A 16,681-nucleotide genomic window follows, 5' to 3' on the forward strand; every position below is an offset into this window, starting at 1 on the left:
TTTAGGCATTAGCGACCTGCCCCTCTGACAAAAATCATTGGTTAAAATCAGTGACTTGAGGCCATCCTTGATTGGCGAAGTACGGCCCTCAGATTTATGATGTACGGCTTGTCATAGGCGAAGTACGGTTTGACATTTATGATGTACGGTTTTTGGTTGATGAAGTACGGCATTGACAAGAATTATCCACAGCGCGGCTGTGGCCTTCGGCCCGCTGCTGCCCCGATTGGCGAAGTACGGTTTTGACAAAAATCGCTGACAAAAACGGAGTCAGTCGAACGGAAGCTCGGGGGCGACCACGGCACCTGCGTGCAAGGTTTCGGTGCCGCGCGCCCGCATGACAAGCACGTCTTCGCGTTTGCCAGGGATGATCTCTAGGTCGTATTCGGGCAACGGCGCGATCTTGGTGCTTTCAACGAATTTGCGCACCTGATGGGCAAACTGCGGCAGAGCTTGTTTGGAGCCGCTGCGCTTGTGGATTTCGGTCATTCCGTAGCGGGCGACGGTTTTGCCGGCAGCACGCTTGGATAGCCGGTAAAGGTAGCGGCCAAGCCCCTGTGAAATCAGGAAGTAATCGGCGTTCAAGGTCAGGATCTGCGGGTTTCCCTTCTGGCGCACCACGCCATCGTAGACCCAATCGGGGATCTCGATTTCGACCTGGTCGACGTTGCCTGTCGTGGTGCGGCTGACCGTCCGGTAGTCCTGGATCAGCGACATCGAGATCATCTCACGGCGATTGCCGTTGCCGAGGTTGACCACCTTGACGCTGGTGCCCTTGAGGCGGTCCAGCGCGGCCTCAAGGTCCTTGTACTGTTTGCCGCCGTTGGACCGCCGGCAGAACTTGAGGATGTGCGCAGCATTTGGTCGGTAGACCCGCGCCGGTACATCGATACGCAGGCCTTTCTCCAACGCCCGGCGGTACCGGTTGGCCTCATCGGCAAGGCTCGAAACCATGTGCAGGAAGATGTCGTAGTCGAACACGGTGGCGAGGCCGGCTGAGGCGCTGCCATCGATCGTGATGATGCAGTCCTTCAGCTCGTAGCGGATGACCCCTTCCCGCTTGGCCTTGCCGAGCGAGAATGGCGCGACATCCATCAGGTTGACGTCGTCCTTGAGCGGCGCGTCGTAGATGTTGGGCACGAAGAACGCGAGCTGGGCGTCGTCGTCGGGCGCCTCACGCATCACCGGCGCCGGCAGCTCAGAGACCAGCGCGCCGACGATATCGGGTTGGCGCTCGTTGAGCTTGACCGCATCACCGAGCGCTTTGAGCGCGATGCCGATCGAGTCTGTCGGCTCAGGCCCGACCTTGAGGTCAGCCAGGCTGCGCCGGCTGTAGAAGCGCCGGAGGCGGCTCAGCGCGTCCTTGTTGAGGACAAGGGTCTCGCGGCCGGTCCTGGCGCAGAACGTGTCCGCCAGCGCCTGCAGGTAGGCGTTCTTCTCATGCAGCCCGAGGGCCCCGAACGCGTCGAGAGGCATCAGGTCGAGACGGACGGGATCACTCACACCAGGATTTCCGGAAAGGTCGTAAAAGCGGAATTCTGCATCAGCGGATTTACGACGTCGGGAACTCGCGCTCGAGCAGATCCCGCATCATGTCGGCCATCTTCTGACCGCGTGCCGCGCACTGCATCTTCACACGGCGGTGCAGGCTCTCCGGCACGTCGACGGTGAAGCGGGACATCTTCTCCTTCGGCTCCGGCGCCGGAGCGGCTTCAACAGCCTTGAGGGCGGTCACGGAGCCCCCTTCCCTATCCGTAGTCGTGGGCTCGGCACCGCGGTTGGCGATCCAGGCGTCGGCAGCCGGCGCCAGCTTGGATGCGGGCACCTTGAACGAGACCTGCTTGGCTCCCTTGCTCATGCGGCCTTCCTTTCCTTCTTGGTCTTGGGTTTGGCTTTCATGTCGACAAGCTGGGCGGCCAGCTGGCTGATTTCCTGTGCGGCATCGCTCTTGGGGTCCGTCTCGATCACGGACATGCCTTGGCTGGCGCTCTCGGCGAAGCCGACGCGCTGGCAGATCTCCACCGGCAGGATCGGAAATTCGAACTGGGACAGGGCATTATGCACATCGCGCCCGATCGCCGTATTTACGATTTTGCGGTTCACCACAAAAACGGGTTTGATGTTTTCCTTAAACTGCTGGGCCTCCTTGACCAGTTGCACCGTGTCGGCCGAGGCCCATACGTCGTAGGGCGACGGCTGCACCGGCATGAGCACCACATCGCTGGCCAGGATCGCGGCGCGGCCGAGGTCGTTGACCCTGGGTGCGCCGTCGATAATCACCACATCGTAGTCGGCCGCGATCTCCGGCAGGTCGCGGTGCAGGGTTGGCTTGGCCATGCTGATCACCGGGAACAGCGGCTCGGCCTCGCGCACGGACGACCAAGCCATAGAGCTGCCCTGCGGGTCGGCGTCGACCAGCAGCACACGGTAGCCGGCCTTGGCGATGACCGCCGCCAGGTTGGTGGCGAGGGTCGTCTTACCGACTCCGCCTTTCTGGTTGAGCACCCCGATGATCATGCGCCGCCTTTCTGGATTTGCGTATCGTCGGATTTACGATTTTCTGCAAACCCGTTTCTGTAGGTTCACGATTTCACACAAACACGCTTCTGCCAACGGTTCGTTAACGCTGCGCACAATGCCTGTAACCTCTGGGACACATTTCCGGAAAACCGCAGAGTCGCAAAATCGTATTTAAACATACAGCAGCGCCGCCCTCGAGGCGGCGCACAGAAGCGGGATCACCATCGCGGCCGAACCGCTGAGGCAGGGTCCCTCTGGGATGTCGGCGGCCGTACCCGTAGGGCCTGGTTCCGCAGCGACGTCGTCCGGGGATGAGCCGAGGCCACCTGTCTCTGCCCCTGTATGATCGCCAGCACCTGGCGCACCTGACAGCTGCTCATCAGCGTATAATCGTAAAAGCGGGTTTCCGGAAAGGCGGCATTGCGCCCTGGCAGTGGCTCAATCGCAAAGCACTGGTCCTGATCCCACTCCAGCGAGGCAGGGGCGCGACTGGCGTGTGCCGCGCCCGCCGTCGCGGCACACGCCCAAAAGCCTGGTCGAGGGGCCGGACCGGGCAGGGGAGTGATATGGAGGCCTCAGACAGCGTCCTGCGCGGGTTCCTTCACCCATGGTGGATGGAAGGAACGTCTACAGACGCTGATGAACCGGCCAGCGGCGGCTTGACCGGCGGTCACGGTGAGCAGCAACCATACGAAACCGCCCCAGAGGGCGGTTCAGGCAGCGCCTCCGGTTAGTACTCGTCGGCGCGCATCAGCGTGAGGACCCGGACGGTCACCGCCGGGTTGGCCGCGTCCGGCGAGTGCATCGCCAGCTGGAGGTCGTAGTAGTCGATCTTCCAGAAGTAGCGCGTGCCCTTGTGCTCGACGCTGCCGAAGTCGTGCTCGCCGTGAGGATCGTTGTCCGGCGTGAACGCGCTGAACTCGCGCATCAGGTTCAGCACCGCCAGCCGGTCGAGCGGAGCCAGTTGGCTGACTCCTGGGGTGAGCATCAGCCGACCGCCGGTCAGCTGAGAGCGTAGGGCGTCGTTGAGACGCCGGATCGCGGCGGTGCGGCTCATTGGGCCGGCTCCCCGTCAGCCTTCGGTCGCGGCTTGCGGATGACCAAGCGGCCAGTAAGCGGCAGGCAGCTGAGCTGAAGGTTGAAGCCGTCGCCATCCTCGTGTGCCCAGGCGGCGCCGATCCGGGTCCAGAAGGCATTTTCGCCCTCTCCCTCGACCACGTAGACGGCGTGGCTCGGACGGTTGTTGGTAGTGGTGCGGGTCATGGTGTGGATCTCCCTTTGCTGGTACCGGCCACGCCCATCGCGGCCGGTCGGGAGTTCTGCTGCGCCGCGGGGCTGAGGCCTCCGGCCGGTCCTGGTCATCGGCAACACGGGAGCGCACGCGAACGGAGCGGGCAGCCGCTTGACCGGGACAGCCTCCGGCGCATCTCCCGAACCGCCTGGCCGCAGGGGAGAGGCTGGCTTGCCGGGAGAGGCACACCAGCCCGCTCACACACAGTGCCGCCACAGCTGCCGGCCATCGTGTAGGGGAGGGCGCCCCCGGACCCGATCAGGCTCCTGCCAGGCCCGGGATGGAGATGGTTTCAGTTGCGATCACGACGCCGCCTAGGGCCGCGCTCGTCCGCTCCGCACTGGGCACGGGTTGCGGCCCGGTCCCAAGCCACTCCGATCCGTCGTAAAAGCGGATTTCTGCAGAAGCGGATCAGCTCTGCTGGTCAGTTTGGGGCTTTGCCCCACTGGCAGCCCACCGCCGGTCGGACGGGATGGGGTCAAGGCCGGAGAGCGCAGCGTGCCTTGACGCCGGCACGGCCGGCTGGCCCGTGCGGCATCAGGATAGAGCCAGTCGCCGCAAAACAGGAAAATCGTATTTCCGGATATCAGGCTGGCAGGAAGGGAATGACAGCTGGCTCGACGCGCAGGTCACCGGCAGCGTTCGGCACAAGCACCGGTACAGCCGGGTAGAGCGCTCCCCAGGCGGACGTCTGGGCGATCCAGGCCGCGGCGGTCGGCGAGAGCCAGCCGGTGAGGGTGGTGAGATTGCCGTAGCGCTGGGCGAGGGGCTGGGTGAGGATCGGCTCGTAGTGGGCGACCCGGTTGCGCAGGTGCCGGAGGTCGCGCAGCTGCCCGGCGATCAGGCCTCGCTGAATGCCCTTGGCCTGGAAGATAGGCCGAAGATGCTGCCACAGGTGCGTCCCGTCACGGCCAAACAGCGAAGTCCAAAATCCGAACGTCAGCTCGGCCACCATCTGCCCGTGGCTGGCGGCTTTGCGCTCGCCCAGCAGCGTGGCGCGGGCCTTGATCACGCAGTCACGCTGATAGCGGCCGGGAAGGGCGACTGGGTCGTCGAGCCAGTCCGGGCCATACACCGTCATCAGTTGGGCATCAGCCCGGTTGCGCAGTGTCACCTCGAGCATGTGCAGCGGCCCATAGAGGGCCGCCGAGAGCTGGACGTTGAAGGTGTAGAGCCGGAGCGCCAGAGCATCATCACCGTCGGCCCAGTGCTGGTAGGTGGCGAAGCGGTCGCTGGAAAGGACGTCAACGAAGGTGGGCACGAAAAGCGGATTTCACTTGAATTTTTCGGTCGGTTGCCCCATAACTTATCATGTAACCCCCGGTCGGTCCCTGCCTAGCATACCGCCGGGGCAAGCTTTTTCTGGACCGCTTTCCCATTAGGCCGCCTAGAGCACCTGCTCGGCGGCCTTTTTGCTGTGCCATCAGTCGCAGCAGCGCAACTGGCAGAATGGTCGGGACTCAAACCACTGGCCATTTTACATTTTTTCGGCGGCTAGGCCGACAAGGGCGCCTCCAGCCCTGTGACGACATGGTGGAACGCTGCTTTCTGCGGCTGCACCCTAGTAAGAGGCTGCAAACCCGCATTTCTGTAAAATCGTATTTCATTATTTGCGGATTGAGGGCAAGAAGGCCGTTGCTGTTCCTTATGCCGAAGTCAAAGGAAGTTCGCGCTGAGGGTAATCTACGAGCTTCGAGCTACCGATGGCCTTATTGCAGCTAAGGCGGCCGCTTGAAATTGCAGCGCCATTAAGCTGTAATTAACATTCGACAACAAGCGTGAATTTAAGATTTTAGGATTAGCAGGATGGACATCTCCAGCGGGCCGCCGAAGCGGGTTACGGAGGCAGACCGGCTTGTCGGGCTTCGGATTGCAGCGCTGCGTAAGGCACGTGGATTGAGTCAGACCGCTCTCGGACTTGCAGTAGGCGTGACCTTCCAGCAGGTTCAAAAGTACGAAAAGGGCCAGAACCGCGTTGGCGCGGGACGCCTGCGCGAGATCGCCCGGTTGCTCGAAGTGCCGGTCTCCACCTTCTTCGAGGATAGCGATAACCCCACTGCTCGGGAGCAAACCGAGCTGCTCGGCTTCCTGCATGCCAAGGGGGCTGTTGAGCTGCTGCGTGCTTACGCCGAGATCGAAGACGACCAGATGCGTCGTGAGGTTCTGGCGATCGTCCGCAGCACAGCTCAACTCGTTCAGAGCTCCAACGGCGAATAGCCGCCAAGGACGTCATTCATGTCATGCCTCCTTCAGCCTGATAGGCAAGGTCTTCAGGCCATGCTCGATGCTCATAATGCGGAGCGTAAATGGCGGAGGTGGCCCGGTCGCGCGCCAACGCCCTGTAACGATAATCCTTTCAGGCCCTGGGCGCGTGCCCGGCTGATTTCGGCTGTCGCCCTTGGCGGACTTGCTGCTCTGGCCGCAGCCGTACGTGCCTTCAGTCTATGATCGCTGAACGCTGCCGCGCTTGGTCAAATCGCCAATTTTTTGCTGCCAAGTTCAAACTGGATAAAAAATTCCACATGGGTGAAGGCCGTTTAAGAAAAATCTTGCTTGCTGCGCTCGGCGGAGATGGATAGATGACCACTTACAAGACACAAAAAAGGCCGCCCCGGTGAGGGGACGGCCCGAAGTCTTGGGAGGAAACGCTCAAGAAGAGCAGCATGACCGCGACGCCATCGCGGCTGCGCATAATCCAAAATTAGATGGTGCGTCGCACAAGGCAACCCCCTTCGAGGGGTTTGCGACGTTGCGTGTACGGCATAGCTTGCACTTCAAGTGCGTGGGCACACCACAGCCCAGGTAGCTAGCCGGCTTGTGTCTGATCCCGATCGCACTCAAGTTGCCGCAGCAGCTCGGCCAGACGTGGATCTAGAACGTCATTCAGCACCGGCTTGTAGATGGCCTGCAGCTGCAGCCCGAGCCGCAGGCGTGTGCGGGCGTCCAGGATTGGCCCATGGTCAGGCGCAGAGGCCGCTGACAGCGGCGTATTCGAGTTGGCGCTCATCAGAAGCATGGGGTGAGATGTAGGCAGGACTGAAGCGGCATGGAAAGCCCTTCAATCAGCCCAAAGCCCCAGACGCGTTCTGGTTTGGCAGAGGCATACGCAGGCATTCGGTCTGCAGATCGAGCAGATACTCGGTCAGCCGGTGGCGGACGCCTGGATCGAGGCAAGAGACAGCCAGAGGCACCGGGAGAGCTTCACGCGGTATGGCGTAGACAACCGCCTCTGCGTAGCTAGCGGCGCTGCGTTCTGAGTTGGCTGCGAGAAGCCGGGTGCCGGTGCGCAGTCCGATCGTGATCGTAATAACGGCCACAACGCTCTCCGTGGCTTTAGCTGCTTGGGTCAACCGCCACGATCGGCTGTGGTTGCCGACCTCGTTCTGAATGTCACCGAGAAGCAGATCGCCACTGTTCCGAATGGTTGAACCACACGGCAGCGGGCGTTCCGTCGGTCAGCCTGCAGCCTGAGCCTCTGGCGGATTGTGGATCAGCGTCAGCTTGGGTCGCCTGCGGCCGGTCAGAAACGTCACTCCTGCCCAGGCTTTGTCGCACCAGACGACATGCACCCGGTAGCCCATCTGCGCGGCGAGGGCTCGAGCCTGCTCAAGGGTGCCGCTGGAGAGCTGCAGCGTGAACTCGCCACGTCCGCTGGCCAAGTTGACGGCCAGGATACCGATCTCGACACCCTCGTTGAACGCTGCATCGCGTCCGGGAAAGCGGAGACGTAGGCCGTCCTCAACATGGATGAAGCGCATTGCGACACAACCTCGAAAGGCTGCATCGCAACGCGCTCATGGTTAAGGAAGTCCTAGCATCCCACAAGCGAGCCGCAGGATGCTTAAGAGCTGTGGTATATCAGCCGCGACAAGCGCTTAGCGCTTGTCGGTTGTCGTCCCGCCGGTGCCGGTACGTGTGACGTTCCCACGCTCGTCTTCCACCTCGACCTCGGTGCGCCGCACCTTGTCGGTGATGGTTTCGGTGTGCTGGGTCGCATCCTTGCGCAGGCCCACCTCCTCGACGACGCGGGCGTCCTTGGAGACCACAGCCTCCTCGACACGCTCAGTCGCTTCGATGGTCTTCTCGGCAAACAGTGCCTCGTCGGCGGCCGTTACCGGACGATCAACCCTTTGCCGGTCGACGTGGACCGTCTCCTCACGGAGGCTCACCTGCTCGTTTACCGGCGTCTCGACGGCGTAGGAGCGCAGCCGTACCCGGCCCTGCTCGGTGACCCGCTTGCCGACGTTCAGACGCTCCTCGACGATGGGGATGGTCTCCCGGCTGCCGACTTGCGCATCATGTGCCGCGCCAGTGACATCAGATACCCCAGTAGCATAGGAACCTGTGGAACTGGCCCCACCCGCGGCATGCAGACCGGTGGTGCCGGCCGACGCTCCGGTTGCCGGAATACCGCCCGCAGCCTCGGCACCCGTTGCACCTGCGGTGTAGCCGCTCCAGCCCTCCTGCCGCCAGGACGACTCGCGCTCGTCGAGGTTGACCGCGTTGGTCTGTTCGAGGATGTCGGCGACCGTGCGGATCTTGCTGTCGTCGGCAGAGACCGTCAGCATCGTGCCGCCGCGGTTCAGGCCCTCGCTGTAGGAGTAGCGGTCCTCCTCCGGCAGGAAGAGGTCTTTAAGCGAACCCCAGAAGCCGCCCTCGTCCCGGGTGTGGTCGTAAACTCCGGTGCTCTGAGCAGTGCTGCCCTCGCGGCCCTGAACGAGGCGGACCGAGGACTCGGGAATGCCGGCAGCGACGAGTTTGCTGAGCGCGTTCTGAGCGTCCTGCCGATTATCGTACAAGGCTGTGATCGTCTGAGTCATGGTCTGTTTCCTCCGTAGGTGTGGTGGGTTCAGCCCCCTCCGGACCTATGCGTTCGATCACCACACGCTGCTTGCGCAGGGTGACCGGAACCTCGACGTCCTCGTTCGTGCTCGTCTCGCGGATGTGAACCTCCTCCTTGAGGATCAGGCGCTTCTCGACGACGAGGACCTCTTCGAGGATTGGGATGATGGTGACGCTGCCTTCCGTGCGCGTCTGAGGAACAGGCTCGCCTTCCTGGATGACGCGGCCGATGGGCAGCCGACTGACGCCCACGGTGTTGCCGTGCAGCGACTCGCGGAGCACCTTTTCGATGGTTTCTGTTTGTGTGCTGACGCGGACGCGACCTTTTTCGCGCAACCGCTTCTCGATGTGAGCAGTTTCCTCGACGACGGGAAGAACAAGTTCTTCGCCTGCTTGCAGCTCAAGCGGGGTCATATCTTCGCCTGTACCGTCGTTCTGCGCCGGCACTTGCGTGGAAGCATCGCCGTCACTTGCCACAGGAGGTGTTTTGATCATTGTGGCCTGACCTGTTCTGCAGCACGAGAACGGTCCATGCCCAGGGGCAGTTCCGCAGAATGTTAAAGCCGATCACATTGGCTAAGCTTTGCTGAGACGGCGCCTTTCATCCGAAGCGAGAAGACGGAGGTGCGAACCTGAGCCGGACTCCGTGAAGATCCCAGTGCGGCTAAGCTGCAGTGGTGGTCATCTGGGCACAAACCGGGCCTTGAGCCGCTGAACGGAAGCCGCCATTGACAACCAAAATCAGGGCGCATCCGCTATGGGGGCCACCTGGGCTCGACGAGCGAAAGGCGCAGTATGAGGCGCCCAGACAAGCTGCTGAGACATGTGTACAAGCACGGCGGCTCCGCAACGTGCTACCCGTTCAGCCGACAGTGGACATCCTGATGGTTAGGTCATCCACGAAGTCAGGCTAAGCCCACCTTATGGCGCGATATCATCCGCACAAGCGCAACCTGGTGGCACAAAATGTTGGTGATCAGGTGCCGCTCAGCCTACAGCAGAAAAAACCCAATCCATTGATAATGAATTCAATCGCAGCCTTGGTCATGCTGTTGCCGTCAACAACTTACCACACGCCAGTCAACGCCAAAGATAGATCCTCGCCGGGCACTCGTGAATATCTTGTAGGAAGCTGGGGTACGGACGGCTGCAAGCCTCCCGCTGTTGTTTATTCGAAAGATGGGACAATGGATGGAGGCTCTGCTCGATGGAGCCTCAAAGGCGGTCAGCTTGTGGTCGTCGAACAGGGCACGCGGACGGAGAGCGTCGTCGAACAGCTCGGACCGAACCGGATGAGGCTCAATACGGCGGATGGACCCTTCGAGCTAACGCGTTGCAAATAGTGGCCCATTAGACCTCGGTATGACCCCGCCGGCGTAGGGCGGCTATTCCTGCGCCAGGAACAGCACCGAGCGCGACAATGATCAGAAGCAGCGGGACGACGACAGGCTCGGTTGATCCTCCTGAGGGGAAAAGCGTGATCGCAAGAAAAGCGCCTGCCGCTCCCGCTAGCGGAACCCCACAAGCGACGCTGAGGGCGGAAAGGCGCGTCAGCATCGTCAGGAGAAAAGCGCAAACGAAGCTAGCCAGTACCGTTGCCGGTATGATCATCGCAGCTGCACGTCCTTCTGCTTGGCAATTCGTTGAGCTTCCGCACGGCAATCGCTTGGCGTCATGCCATATTGTCTACGGAACAGCCGACTGAGGTGGGCAGCATCGCTGAAGCCAAACCGCTCCGCAATCGCACAGATTGGCTCTGCGGAAGTCGCATCCTCAAGAGTTGCCCGTGCGACTTCAAGACGGCGGCGACGGATATAGTATTGAACTCCGCCTTCTTCCTCAAATAGGCGATAGAGTGTAGCGCGCGAAACTGCCAGAGTACGGCAGAGCCTTGCCGTATTGAGAGAGGGAGAGCCGAGTCCTTCATCGATTGCCCCCCGTGCCAGCAGTGCGAGGCCGCGTCGGCCAACGAGGGCTTGGGATGCCCTTCCTGTTCCTGCAAGTGCCAGAACAAGGAGATCGATGACTCCACGTGCCAGCATCATCCCACTACTCCTCGGGAGCTCCGGCACGGCACTCCGAAGGCTGAGCAGATGCGTGGTCAGGAACGATGCTGTATGCGAGGCAATGGCAACTCCATGGAGTGCGGCAACGTCAAGCCCACGGCTAGCAGCAAGGGCGCGAGGCACGATCAGGATAATTGTCTGACTTGCGCTAGAAACGTGGGACGAGTTCTTTGCAAGATCAGCCAGGTGAAGACTTCCAGGGCGGGTTTTAACGTCGATGTCGCCCCATGTTCCCTTTGCCTCCCCTTGGATTGTCAAAGCAACAACAAGAGAGTCCGAGCTCCAGGACTTTATCAAGCTGACGTCGCGCGCCCACTCCTGCGACGTGATCTTGGAGTATATGATTAATAGATTATCAAGATAGAGGCGATCCGCAGTGACGTCGAATGGCTCTAGCGGAACACAACGGTAGAACGGCGCGAAGCTTGGCCAATCCTGATGCAGCCATGCCTCATGCCGGTCCCGAAGTGGTAGGGCAGCGGTAGAAAACCGCTGCAACCCCAATTTGAGCACCTCAGTTTCCGGTTTATCTTTCAGCATCGCCTTTCCCCCACAGGCAACGACATAAATTGTAAAAACAGGCGCTTCAGACAGGCTTTGTAGTCGCGACAGGCTCGGCAGGCTAAATCCATGGAAACATTATTTACGATGACGTCTAGTTGCACTGCAGGTCTAACATGCTCTCCGGCTCTTGATGCGCTTCTACACCTGCGTTCCACTTTGTTCCGGGCTTGATACACATGTTCAAGCCGGTGGTACATGCGTTCAAGACCGGTTTGAGAGATGCGTGCTACCGCGGCGATCGGCAGAACGAAGAGCTGCTCGAGTGAGACGCTGGCCCGATGAAGCATCAGACGTCTCCTCGTGGATCGAGGGAGCGTGGTATGGGCAATCTCGGCACTTGTCGGCGGGGCATAGTGGCGTCATTAATCAGATTGTCAGGGGCAGCGGTCTTCGCAGGATGTGGAATTACATCTGCACTGGTTCAGCCCGTTCAAGCACAGACTGTCGCCGATAAGCGCTTTGTGGTCAGCAACCACACGCCTGGTGCAATTATCGACTTCCGTGTTCTGGCACCTGGCAGGCGATGGAGTGAGAACTGGCTAAAGATACCGATCCCAGGGCGAGGGGGCCGGAACCTCGCATTCAATGCCGACCGCCCCTCGAATTGCATGATGACAGCCCGTGTCATCATTGATTTTGGCTCCCGCGGCATGTCAAACGAGAGGGTTATCGAAGAACCGGTCAACTTCTGCGGACTTGCAGTAATCAACGTCCTGAACGATAGACTTAGGCTTGAAAGTGACACGGGTGCGCCTCAATATGTACCGCGTGTGCCAAATCGGCAGGCTGAATTTGAACCTGTAAGCGAGCCATACCGGCCTGGCGACTGGGTTCTCGGCAGATGGCGGAACGGCGAGCATTGGTACCCCGGCATCGTCGAGAGTGCCGCACGCGCTACAGTGACCATCCGTTATGATGACGGCGATCGAGAAACCGCGCACGTCAGCCGCGTCCGCTCTTACACGTGGTCTGTTGGTACGCGGATCGAGTGCAACTGGAAGGGCAGTGGAACTTGGCATTCAGGTCGCATCACATCATTGAACGGTGATATGCTGAACATTGACTACGATGACGCTGACCGTGAGCGCACGCGCACGGGCAAATGCCGCTCGCGTTAAGAGCTGCGCTCTGCGTGGGGGCTGCTGACCACAAAAGCTGCCCCCGATCCCAACGGTGCCACTTCCCTAGAAGCTCGACGAGAGTCATCTCACGAACTGCAGCCCTCCTTACAGCCAGCAGGGCAGCTTCCGGTGTGCGCCCCAAGGTCAGTACCGGAACGGGTAAGGGCCGAGGAACAGGTCCCCGAGGGCCTTCCGGTATCTGTAGGTGAACCAGCGCTGACGCAGGTGTTCCGCCCGATCGTGTAGGATGTGGCAGCGCTGGCAGAGCGCCCGTAGGTTCTTGGGATCGTTGTTGCCTGGATCATGGTCCAGGTGAGCGCAGGCCAGATAGACGCGGGTGGTCCGTAGCGCTGTGCCTGCCGGCATGGACTCCACGGGTGTCAGCTTAAGCGGGCGCCCCTTTCCGCTGCGCCAAGTCTGCGTCGCAGCATCCCACCAGCGTCCGTCGCCAAGGTGGAAAACCAATTGCCCATGCGGTCGACCACACTCCTCACAGCAGCCTTTGGCGCGCCCGAAGCGGATCACCTCAGATAGCTGTGACCAATCGATAGGATAGAAGAAGCGATTTTCCGGGCGAATGGGCACGGCGGTTAGCCCCCTGCACGCGCTTGGCTGCGCGTGCGCGCCTGCGGGAAGTACCGGTAGAAGGTGAAGCGGCTCACCCCCAGGCGCTTGGCGATCGCAGCCACCGAGATGTTGCCAGCAGCGAGCAGAGTCCGGGCTACTTCTAGATCAGCCTCGCTCAGCATTTTGGGTCGCCCCCCTTTTCGCCCACGGGCCAGAGCGGCCTTCAAGCCCTCCATGGTGCGCTCGCGGTTGAGGTCGAGGAAGTACTCGGCCATGGCGCCATGCATCTGCAGGGCAAAGCGTCCGTGGGCCGTGGCGCTGTCAAACTGCTCGGTCAGGGAGCGGAAGTGGATCTCCTTGAGCCGCAGGCCGTCGATCGTGCGCATCATTTCGACGAGGGAACGGCCTAGGCGATCCAGCTTCCACACCACCAGGACGTCGGTCGGGCGCAGGTAGGCGAGGGCGGCTTCGAACTCCGGGCGCTTGGTCCCAGCCTTACCGCTCTTCTTCTCTTCAAAAATTTTTTCGCAACCTGCCTTCAGAAGCGCATCGCGCTGAAGGTTGAGGTTCTGGTCCTGGGTTGAGACACGCGCATAGCCAACAAGCATGTCACGATAGTCCCACAAGAGGGTTTTTCTGGCAATAGATTTGCTACCATATTTTCGTTACACAAACGGGGCTGTTTCAGGGTTTTGGCGAGCCGCTCCGACTGAGTGTTAGAAAAACGAACGTTTTTCATACGCCGTGTTCGATTGCTTCCCTTGAGAGCGCTTCGCGCAGCTAGATAAAAGCTTATTCATTATGTTCTTTATATATCATCTCATACCTACTAACACCATGGCTGACACGGATTGGGATAAGCTGATATGCTCTATAGGATCACGGAATACATTGAGACATACAGAAATCGCTCTGAGCAAGGAAGCCGTAACTTACGCGTTTTAGAGCCGGACGATATTGCTTTTATTCGCGACGTTGTTGCAGCGGGACGAGCCAAGATCAGCGGGGATATGCAAATAAACCTTTTAGCAGACGAGGACATGAATTCAGCTCTGTTAGTTTTAAGACACAACAAGAATCCTGCTCAGTTCTGTTGGAACGCGTACAATCATAGCTCGGAGCTAAAGGACCATCGTGCTTTTGAAGATTTTAGACCATATATAGAGGCCATTCTTCACGAAGAGGCGAAGCTAAGTGGCCGTGATCTGGCCATCCTTTCTAAAACGACATCCTGAACCAATACCGCCAAAATTTGAGCTGTGCGCCAGCTCACTATGGAGCGGGATGCACACCAGCGTAAAACATCATCTTTAGTGAATTCAAAATAAACGAAGATCGACCTGCATCTTGGTTAGATCTGAGTTTTTGATTCATTTATTAGGGATTTCTTTCCAAAGCAAATATGATGCAAAATCTATCCGACATGACGAAGGAGAAAGACATGCAAAACATCCCTGACAATTTATATAATGTGCTTCGCAAAGGTGGGATGACCAAGCCTAAAGAGTGTTATGCCAACTGCTCTGCCGCAGTTATACACAAGTATTTTGAAACATATGTTCTAGGGCTAGCGAAGCTGCCATCTGACGCAGACTTTGTTCGACATGCATGGGTCGAGGATAATAACATTAGCTATGATCCGACACTGCAACAACAACAGCTACACACACAGACAACATATAGGGCCCTACATCGGCTGAATAGAGATGAGATTATCCATATAATTAGATGTCACTATGGATCAGCTGAGATGAAGCGCAGAAACGATAATGAAATCGGATTCAATCCGCCAATTTTAAATCACAAAGGGAACATAACAATAATAGACGAGTAGTTTTCTCTCCGTACCACCTTTAGCGATCAACACCCTCCACCTACAGCAAACAATTCATGCGCCTTTTTCTAACCGTCCTCATCACAGTAGCCCTAGCATACCCAGTAGCGGGATTAGTCCAGCACGGGATCGATCCATCACTGTGGCCCGAAAAAGTAATGCGTCCTGGCACGTGGTTTGGGATGCTGCCCTCGTGGCAAGTCACTGATGCGCCCGCATTGCTCTACCGCGTGCTGATCGGCCGCGCGCCGGAATTTGCCAACGGTGGCTGGTCGTCAGGACCACTCCTCGCACTCTCACCTCTCCTCGTTCTATTCGGGGCCGAGCTTCTATGGCGCAGCAAGCCCGAGCCAAAGCGCGACGTCTCCGACTTGTTCGGCTCCGCTCGCTTCGCCAGCGTGGCCGAACGTACGCGCCTGCGCAGCGGCCTTGAACTCGGCCGCGACCCCGACACGGGCTGGCCGGTGCGCGTCGCCGTGCAAGGCACGCTCGTCACCATCGCGCCCCCGCGCAAGGGCAAGACCTCGGGCCTGCTCATCCCCAACCTCGCCTTTCCCGAACCGCAGGGGTGGGGCGGCCCAGCCGTCGTGCTCGACCCCAAGGGTGAGGTCTACCGCGCCGTAGCCGCGCGGCGCCGAGCACTCGGCCGGCGCGTCGTCTGCCTCGATCCGCTGGGACTCGCCGGCGGAACCGATCGCTGGAACCCGCTGCACGGCCGCGATCCGGAGGATGTGCTCTACCTCCAGAGCACGGCGCTCGCCCTCCTGCCCGAAGCCAGCGGCGACAGCGAGGCCTCGGCCTACTTCCGCAACCGGGCCGTCGATCTCATCGTCGGCGCCATGCTCGTCGCGCTCCGCCTCCCTGCGGACCGCTCGGTGGTGCAGGTGCAGGACTTGATCGTCAACGAAGGCCGCCTCCTCGGCCTCCTCAAACAGTATGTCGAGCGCTGGCCGGAGCCGGCGGCTTATGCGGCGATGGAGATCCTAGAGGCCGATCCCAAGACCAAGGATCCGATCAAGTCCACCGCCCTGCAAGCCTTCCAATGGCTCGCCGACCGGCGCCTGCGCGATCTCGTCGGCGCCTCGACCTTCGAGCTCGCCGATCTCTCCTCCGGCACAGTTGACCTCTTCGTGGCGGTGCCGACCGAGTACAAGGCCGTGCTCGCCCCCCTCCTGCGCTGGCTGTTGTCCGACCTGTTCACCGCAGTGCGCCGCAACCGGCCCGTCGAGCGCTTGGTGGTCTTCATTGATGAGGCGGCGGTGCTCGGCCGCTTCGACGCACTCCTGACCGCGGCCGGTGAGCTGCCGGGCTACGGCGCAAGCCTGTGGACGATGTGGCAGGATCGCGCCCAGCTCGTCGGCCTCTACGGTGAGGCCGGCGCCGACGTGCTGCTCAACACGGCCGAGGTCGTCACCGTCTTCGACGTGCCGGCCGTCGATCCGGACGAGAGCGAGCGCTGGTCGCGGGCGATCGGCGACTACACCACTTTCGTGGAGAGCCGCACGGCGCCGAGCGGCGAGGCCAAGGGCAGCCCCTCCACCACCCGCACCTCTCAGGGTGCGCGGCTGATGAGCAAGGAGGCGCTGATCGCGATGCCGGGCGACGAGCTCCTGGTCTTCCCCAACAGCGGCGGCCATGCACGCCACCCGCTGCGCCTGAAGAAGACCGTGGCGCACACCGACCCGCGCTTCCGCAAGCTGATCGCGCCGGTGGCGCCCGTGGGCCGGGCTCGCTGAACTTCATCCAGGGAAGGCTCACCTGTCCCCCGGTCGTCGAGATGCTTGTCGGGGAACAGGTGAGGAGTGCGGCCGTGCATGCGGCGGCACAAGCCTGATCGAACCCGGCAGCTGGGACGCGCTCGTGCCACCCGCTTGAA

16 protein-coding genes are annotated in these 16,681 nt (G+C 60.5%); 4 read left to right on the forward strand and 12 right to left on the reverse strand.

Annotation, left to right across the window (positions count from 1 at the left end; translation table 11 throughout):
* Positions 1 to 270: 270 nt before the first annotated feature.
* The 6 genes from MFF26_RS25145 to MFF26_RS25170 all read right to left on the reverse strand — a co-directional run bounded on the left by MFF26_RS25145 (position 271) and on the right by MFF26_RS25170 (position 5,072).
* Positions 271 to 1,503 carry a replication initiator protein A gene (locus tag MFF26_RS25145; protein WP_238308804.1) on the reverse strand — a complete coding sequence of 411 codons (1,233 nt, stop codon included), beginning with the start codon at positions 1,501 to 1,503 and terminating at the stop codon, positions 271 to 273.
* Between the two features lie 49 nt (positions 1,504 to 1,552).
* The gene (locus MFF26_RS25150; protein ID WP_238308805.1) at positions 1,553 to 1,858 is read right to left on the reverse strand and encodes a plasmid partition protein ParG; all 306 of its coding nucleotides are present in this window, start codon (positions 1,856 to 1,858) and stop codon (positions 1,553 to 1,555) included.
* The gene (gene parA / locus MFF26_RS25155; RefSeq protein ID WP_182556789.1) at positions 1,855 to 2,517 is read right to left on the reverse strand and encodes a ParA family partition ATPase; all 663 of its coding nucleotides are present in this window, start codon (positions 2,515 to 2,517) and stop codon (positions 1,855 to 1,857) included. The genes MFF26_RS25150 and parA overlap by 4 nt, the downstream gene beginning before the upstream one ends.
* A gap of 733 nt (positions 2,518 to 3,250) precedes the next feature.
* The gene (locus MFF26_RS25160; RefSeq protein ID WP_238308806.1) at positions 3,251 to 3,577 is read right to left on the reverse strand and encodes a DUF3768 domain-containing protein; all 327 of its coding nucleotides are present in this window, start codon (positions 3,575 to 3,577) and stop codon (positions 3,251 to 3,253) included.
* The gene (locus MFF26_RS25165) at positions 3,574 to 3,783 is read right to left on the reverse strand and encodes a hypothetical protein (protein WP_238308807.1); all 210 of its coding nucleotides are present in this window, start codon (positions 3,781 to 3,783) and stop codon (positions 3,574 to 3,576) included. The genes MFF26_RS25160 and MFF26_RS25165 overlap by 4 nt, the downstream gene beginning before the upstream one ends.
* 614 nt (positions 3,784 to 4,397) lie before the next feature.
* Positions 4,398 to 5,072 (reverse strand): hypothetical protein, encoded by a 675-nt coding sequence (locus MFF26_RS25170; protein WP_182556781.1) that lies wholly within the window; start codon positions 5,070 to 5,072, stop codon positions 4,398 to 4,400.
* A 545-nt stretch (positions 5,073 to 5,617) separates the two neighbouring features.
* On the opposite strand from MFF26_RS25170, the gene MFF26_RS25175 reads away from it, so the two are divergent.
* On the forward strand, positions 5,618 to 6,028 hold the full coding sequence (locus MFF26_RS25175; RefSeq protein ID WP_238308808.1) for a helix-turn-helix domain-containing protein: 411 nt from the start codon (positions 5,618 to 5,620) through the stop codon (positions 6,026 to 6,028).
* A 1,238-nt stretch (positions 6,029 to 7,266) separates the two neighbouring features.
* Here the strand turns inward: MFF26_RS25175 and MFF26_RS25180 are convergent.
* The 4 genes from MFF26_RS25180 to MFF26_RS25195 all read right to left on the reverse strand — a co-directional run bounded on the left by MFF26_RS25180 (position 7,267) and on the right by MFF26_RS25195 (position 11,259).
* On the reverse strand, positions 7,267 to 7,569 hold the full coding sequence (locus tag MFF26_RS25180) for a hypothetical protein (RefSeq protein ID WP_238308809.1): 303 nt from the start codon (positions 7,567 to 7,569) through the stop codon (positions 7,267 to 7,269).
* Positions 7,570 to 7,686: 117 nt separating this feature from the next.
* The gene (locus MFF26_RS25185; RefSeq protein WP_238308810.1) at positions 7,687 to 8,631 is read right to left on the reverse strand and encodes a YsnF/AvaK domain-containing protein; all 945 of its coding nucleotides are present in this window, start codon (positions 8,629 to 8,631) and stop codon (positions 7,687 to 7,689) included.
* Complete coding sequence (locus MFF26_RS25190) at positions 8,600 to 9,148, reverse strand: YsnF/AvaK domain-containing protein (protein ID WP_373324534.1); 549 nt, start codon at positions 9,146 to 9,148, stop codon at positions 8,600 to 8,602. Before MFF26_RS25190 ends, MFF26_RS25185 begins: the two co-directional genes overlap by 32 nt.
* Positions 9,149 to 10,260: 1,112 nt before the next feature.
* Entirely contained in the window at positions 10,261 to 11,259 is a 999-nt protein-coding gene (locus MFF26_RS25195; protein WP_238308811.1) for a helix-turn-helix domain-containing protein, read from the reverse strand.
* A 635-nt stretch (positions 11,260 to 11,894) separates the two neighbouring features.
* Between MFF26_RS25195 and MFF26_RS25200 the strand changes: the two genes are divergently transcribed.
* A complete protein-coding gene (locus MFF26_RS25200) occupies positions 11,895 to 12,401 on the forward strand; it encodes a tudor domain-containing protein (protein WP_238308812.1) in 507 nt (168 codons plus the stop codon).
* Positions 12,402 to 12,548: 147 nt separating this feature from the next.
* On the opposite strand, the gene MFF26_RS25205 is transcribed toward MFF26_RS25200, so the two are convergent.
* Both MFF26_RS25205 and MFF26_RS25210 read right to left on the reverse strand, forming a co-directional pair.
* Positions 12,549 to 12,989 (reverse strand): HNH endonuclease signature motif containing protein, encoded by a 441-nt coding sequence (locus tag MFF26_RS25205; protein WP_231347163.1) that lies wholly within the window; start codon positions 12,987 to 12,989, stop codon positions 12,549 to 12,551.
* A 5-nt stretch (positions 12,990 to 12,994) separates the two neighbouring features.
* Entirely contained in the window at positions 12,995 to 13,579 is a 585-nt protein-coding gene (locus tag MFF26_RS25210) for a recombinase family protein (RefSeq protein ID WP_238308813.1), read from the reverse strand.
* A gap of 258 nt (positions 13,580 to 13,837) precedes the next feature.
* Here MFF26_RS25210 and MFF26_RS25215 point away from each other — a divergent pair, with 258 nt between their 5' ends.
* Both MFF26_RS25215 and MFF26_RS25220 read left to right on the forward strand, forming a co-directional pair.
* Positions 13,838 to 14,206, forward strand: a complete 369-nt coding sequence (locus tag MFF26_RS25215) for a hypothetical protein (RefSeq protein WP_238308814.1) — start codon at positions 13,838 to 13,840, stop codon at positions 14,204 to 14,206.
* A 781-nt stretch (positions 14,207 to 14,987) separates the two neighbouring features.
* Entirely contained in the window at positions 14,988 to 16,541 is a 1,554-nt protein-coding gene (locus MFF26_RS25220; RefSeq protein ID WP_238308815.1) for a type IV secretory system conjugative DNA transfer family protein, read from the forward strand.
* The last annotated feature ends 140 nt before the right edge of the window (positions 16,542 to 16,681 follow it).

It is taken from the genome of Methylorubrum suomiense (assembly GCF_022179765.1).
In the GTDB taxonomy this organism is placed as follows: Bacteria; Pseudomonadota; Alphaproteobacteria; order Rhizobiales; family Beijerinckiaceae; genus Methylobacterium; species Methylobacterium suomiense.

Bases quoted from the DNA above. Each gene is read 5' to 3' on its own strand.
- MFF26_RS25200 (WP_238308812.1), top strand. From the start codon at position 11,895: ATGACAGCCCGTGTCATCATTGATTTTGGCTCCCGCGGCATGTCAAAC.
- MFF26_RS25160 (WP_238308806.1), bottom strand. From the start codon at position 3,577: ATGAGCCGCACCGCCGCGATCCGGCGTCTCAACGACGCCCTACGCTCT.
- MFF26_RS25215 (WP_238308814.1), top strand. From the start codon at position 13,838: ATGCTCTATAGGATCACGGAATACATTGAGACATACAGAAATCGCTCT.
- MFF26_RS25220 (WP_238308815.1), top strand. From the start codon at position 14,988: ATGCTGCCCTCGTGGCAAGTCACTGATGCGCCCGCATTGCTCTACCGC.
- MFF26_RS25165 (WP_238308807.1), bottom strand. From the start codon at position 3,783: ATGACCCGCACCACTACCAACAACCGTCCGAGCCACGCCGTCTACGTG.
- MFF26_RS25210 (WP_238308813.1), bottom strand. From the start codon at position 13,579: ATGCTTGTTGGCTATGCGCGTGTCTCAACCCAGGACCAGAACCTCAAC.
- parA (WP_182556789.1), bottom strand. From the start codon at position 2,517: ATGATCATCGGGGTGCTCAACCAGAAAGGCGGAGTCGGTAAGACGACC.
- MFF26_RS25190 (WP_373324534.1), bottom strand. From the start codon at position 9,148: ATGATCAAAACACCTCCTGTGGCAAGTGACGGCGATGCTTCCACGCAA.
- MFF26_RS25195 (WP_238308811.1), bottom strand. From the start codon at position 11,259: ATGCTGAAAGATAAACCGGAAACTGAGGTGCTCAAATTGGGGTTGCAG.
- MFF26_RS25180 (WP_238308809.1), bottom strand. From the start codon at position 7,569: ATGCGCTTCATCCATGTTGAGGACGGCCTACGTCTCCGCTTTCCCGGA.
- MFF26_RS25185 (WP_238308810.1), bottom strand. From the start codon at position 8,631: ATGACTCAGACGATCACAGCCTTGTACGATAATCGGCAGGACGCTCAG.
- MFF26_RS25150 (WP_238308805.1), bottom strand. From the start codon at position 1,858: ATGAGCAAGGGAGCCAAGCAGGTCTCGTTCAAGGTGCCCGCATCCAAG.
- MFF26_RS25175 (WP_238308808.1), top strand. From the start codon at position 5,618: ATGGACATCTCCAGCGGGCCGCCGAAGCGGGTTACGGAGGCAGACCGG.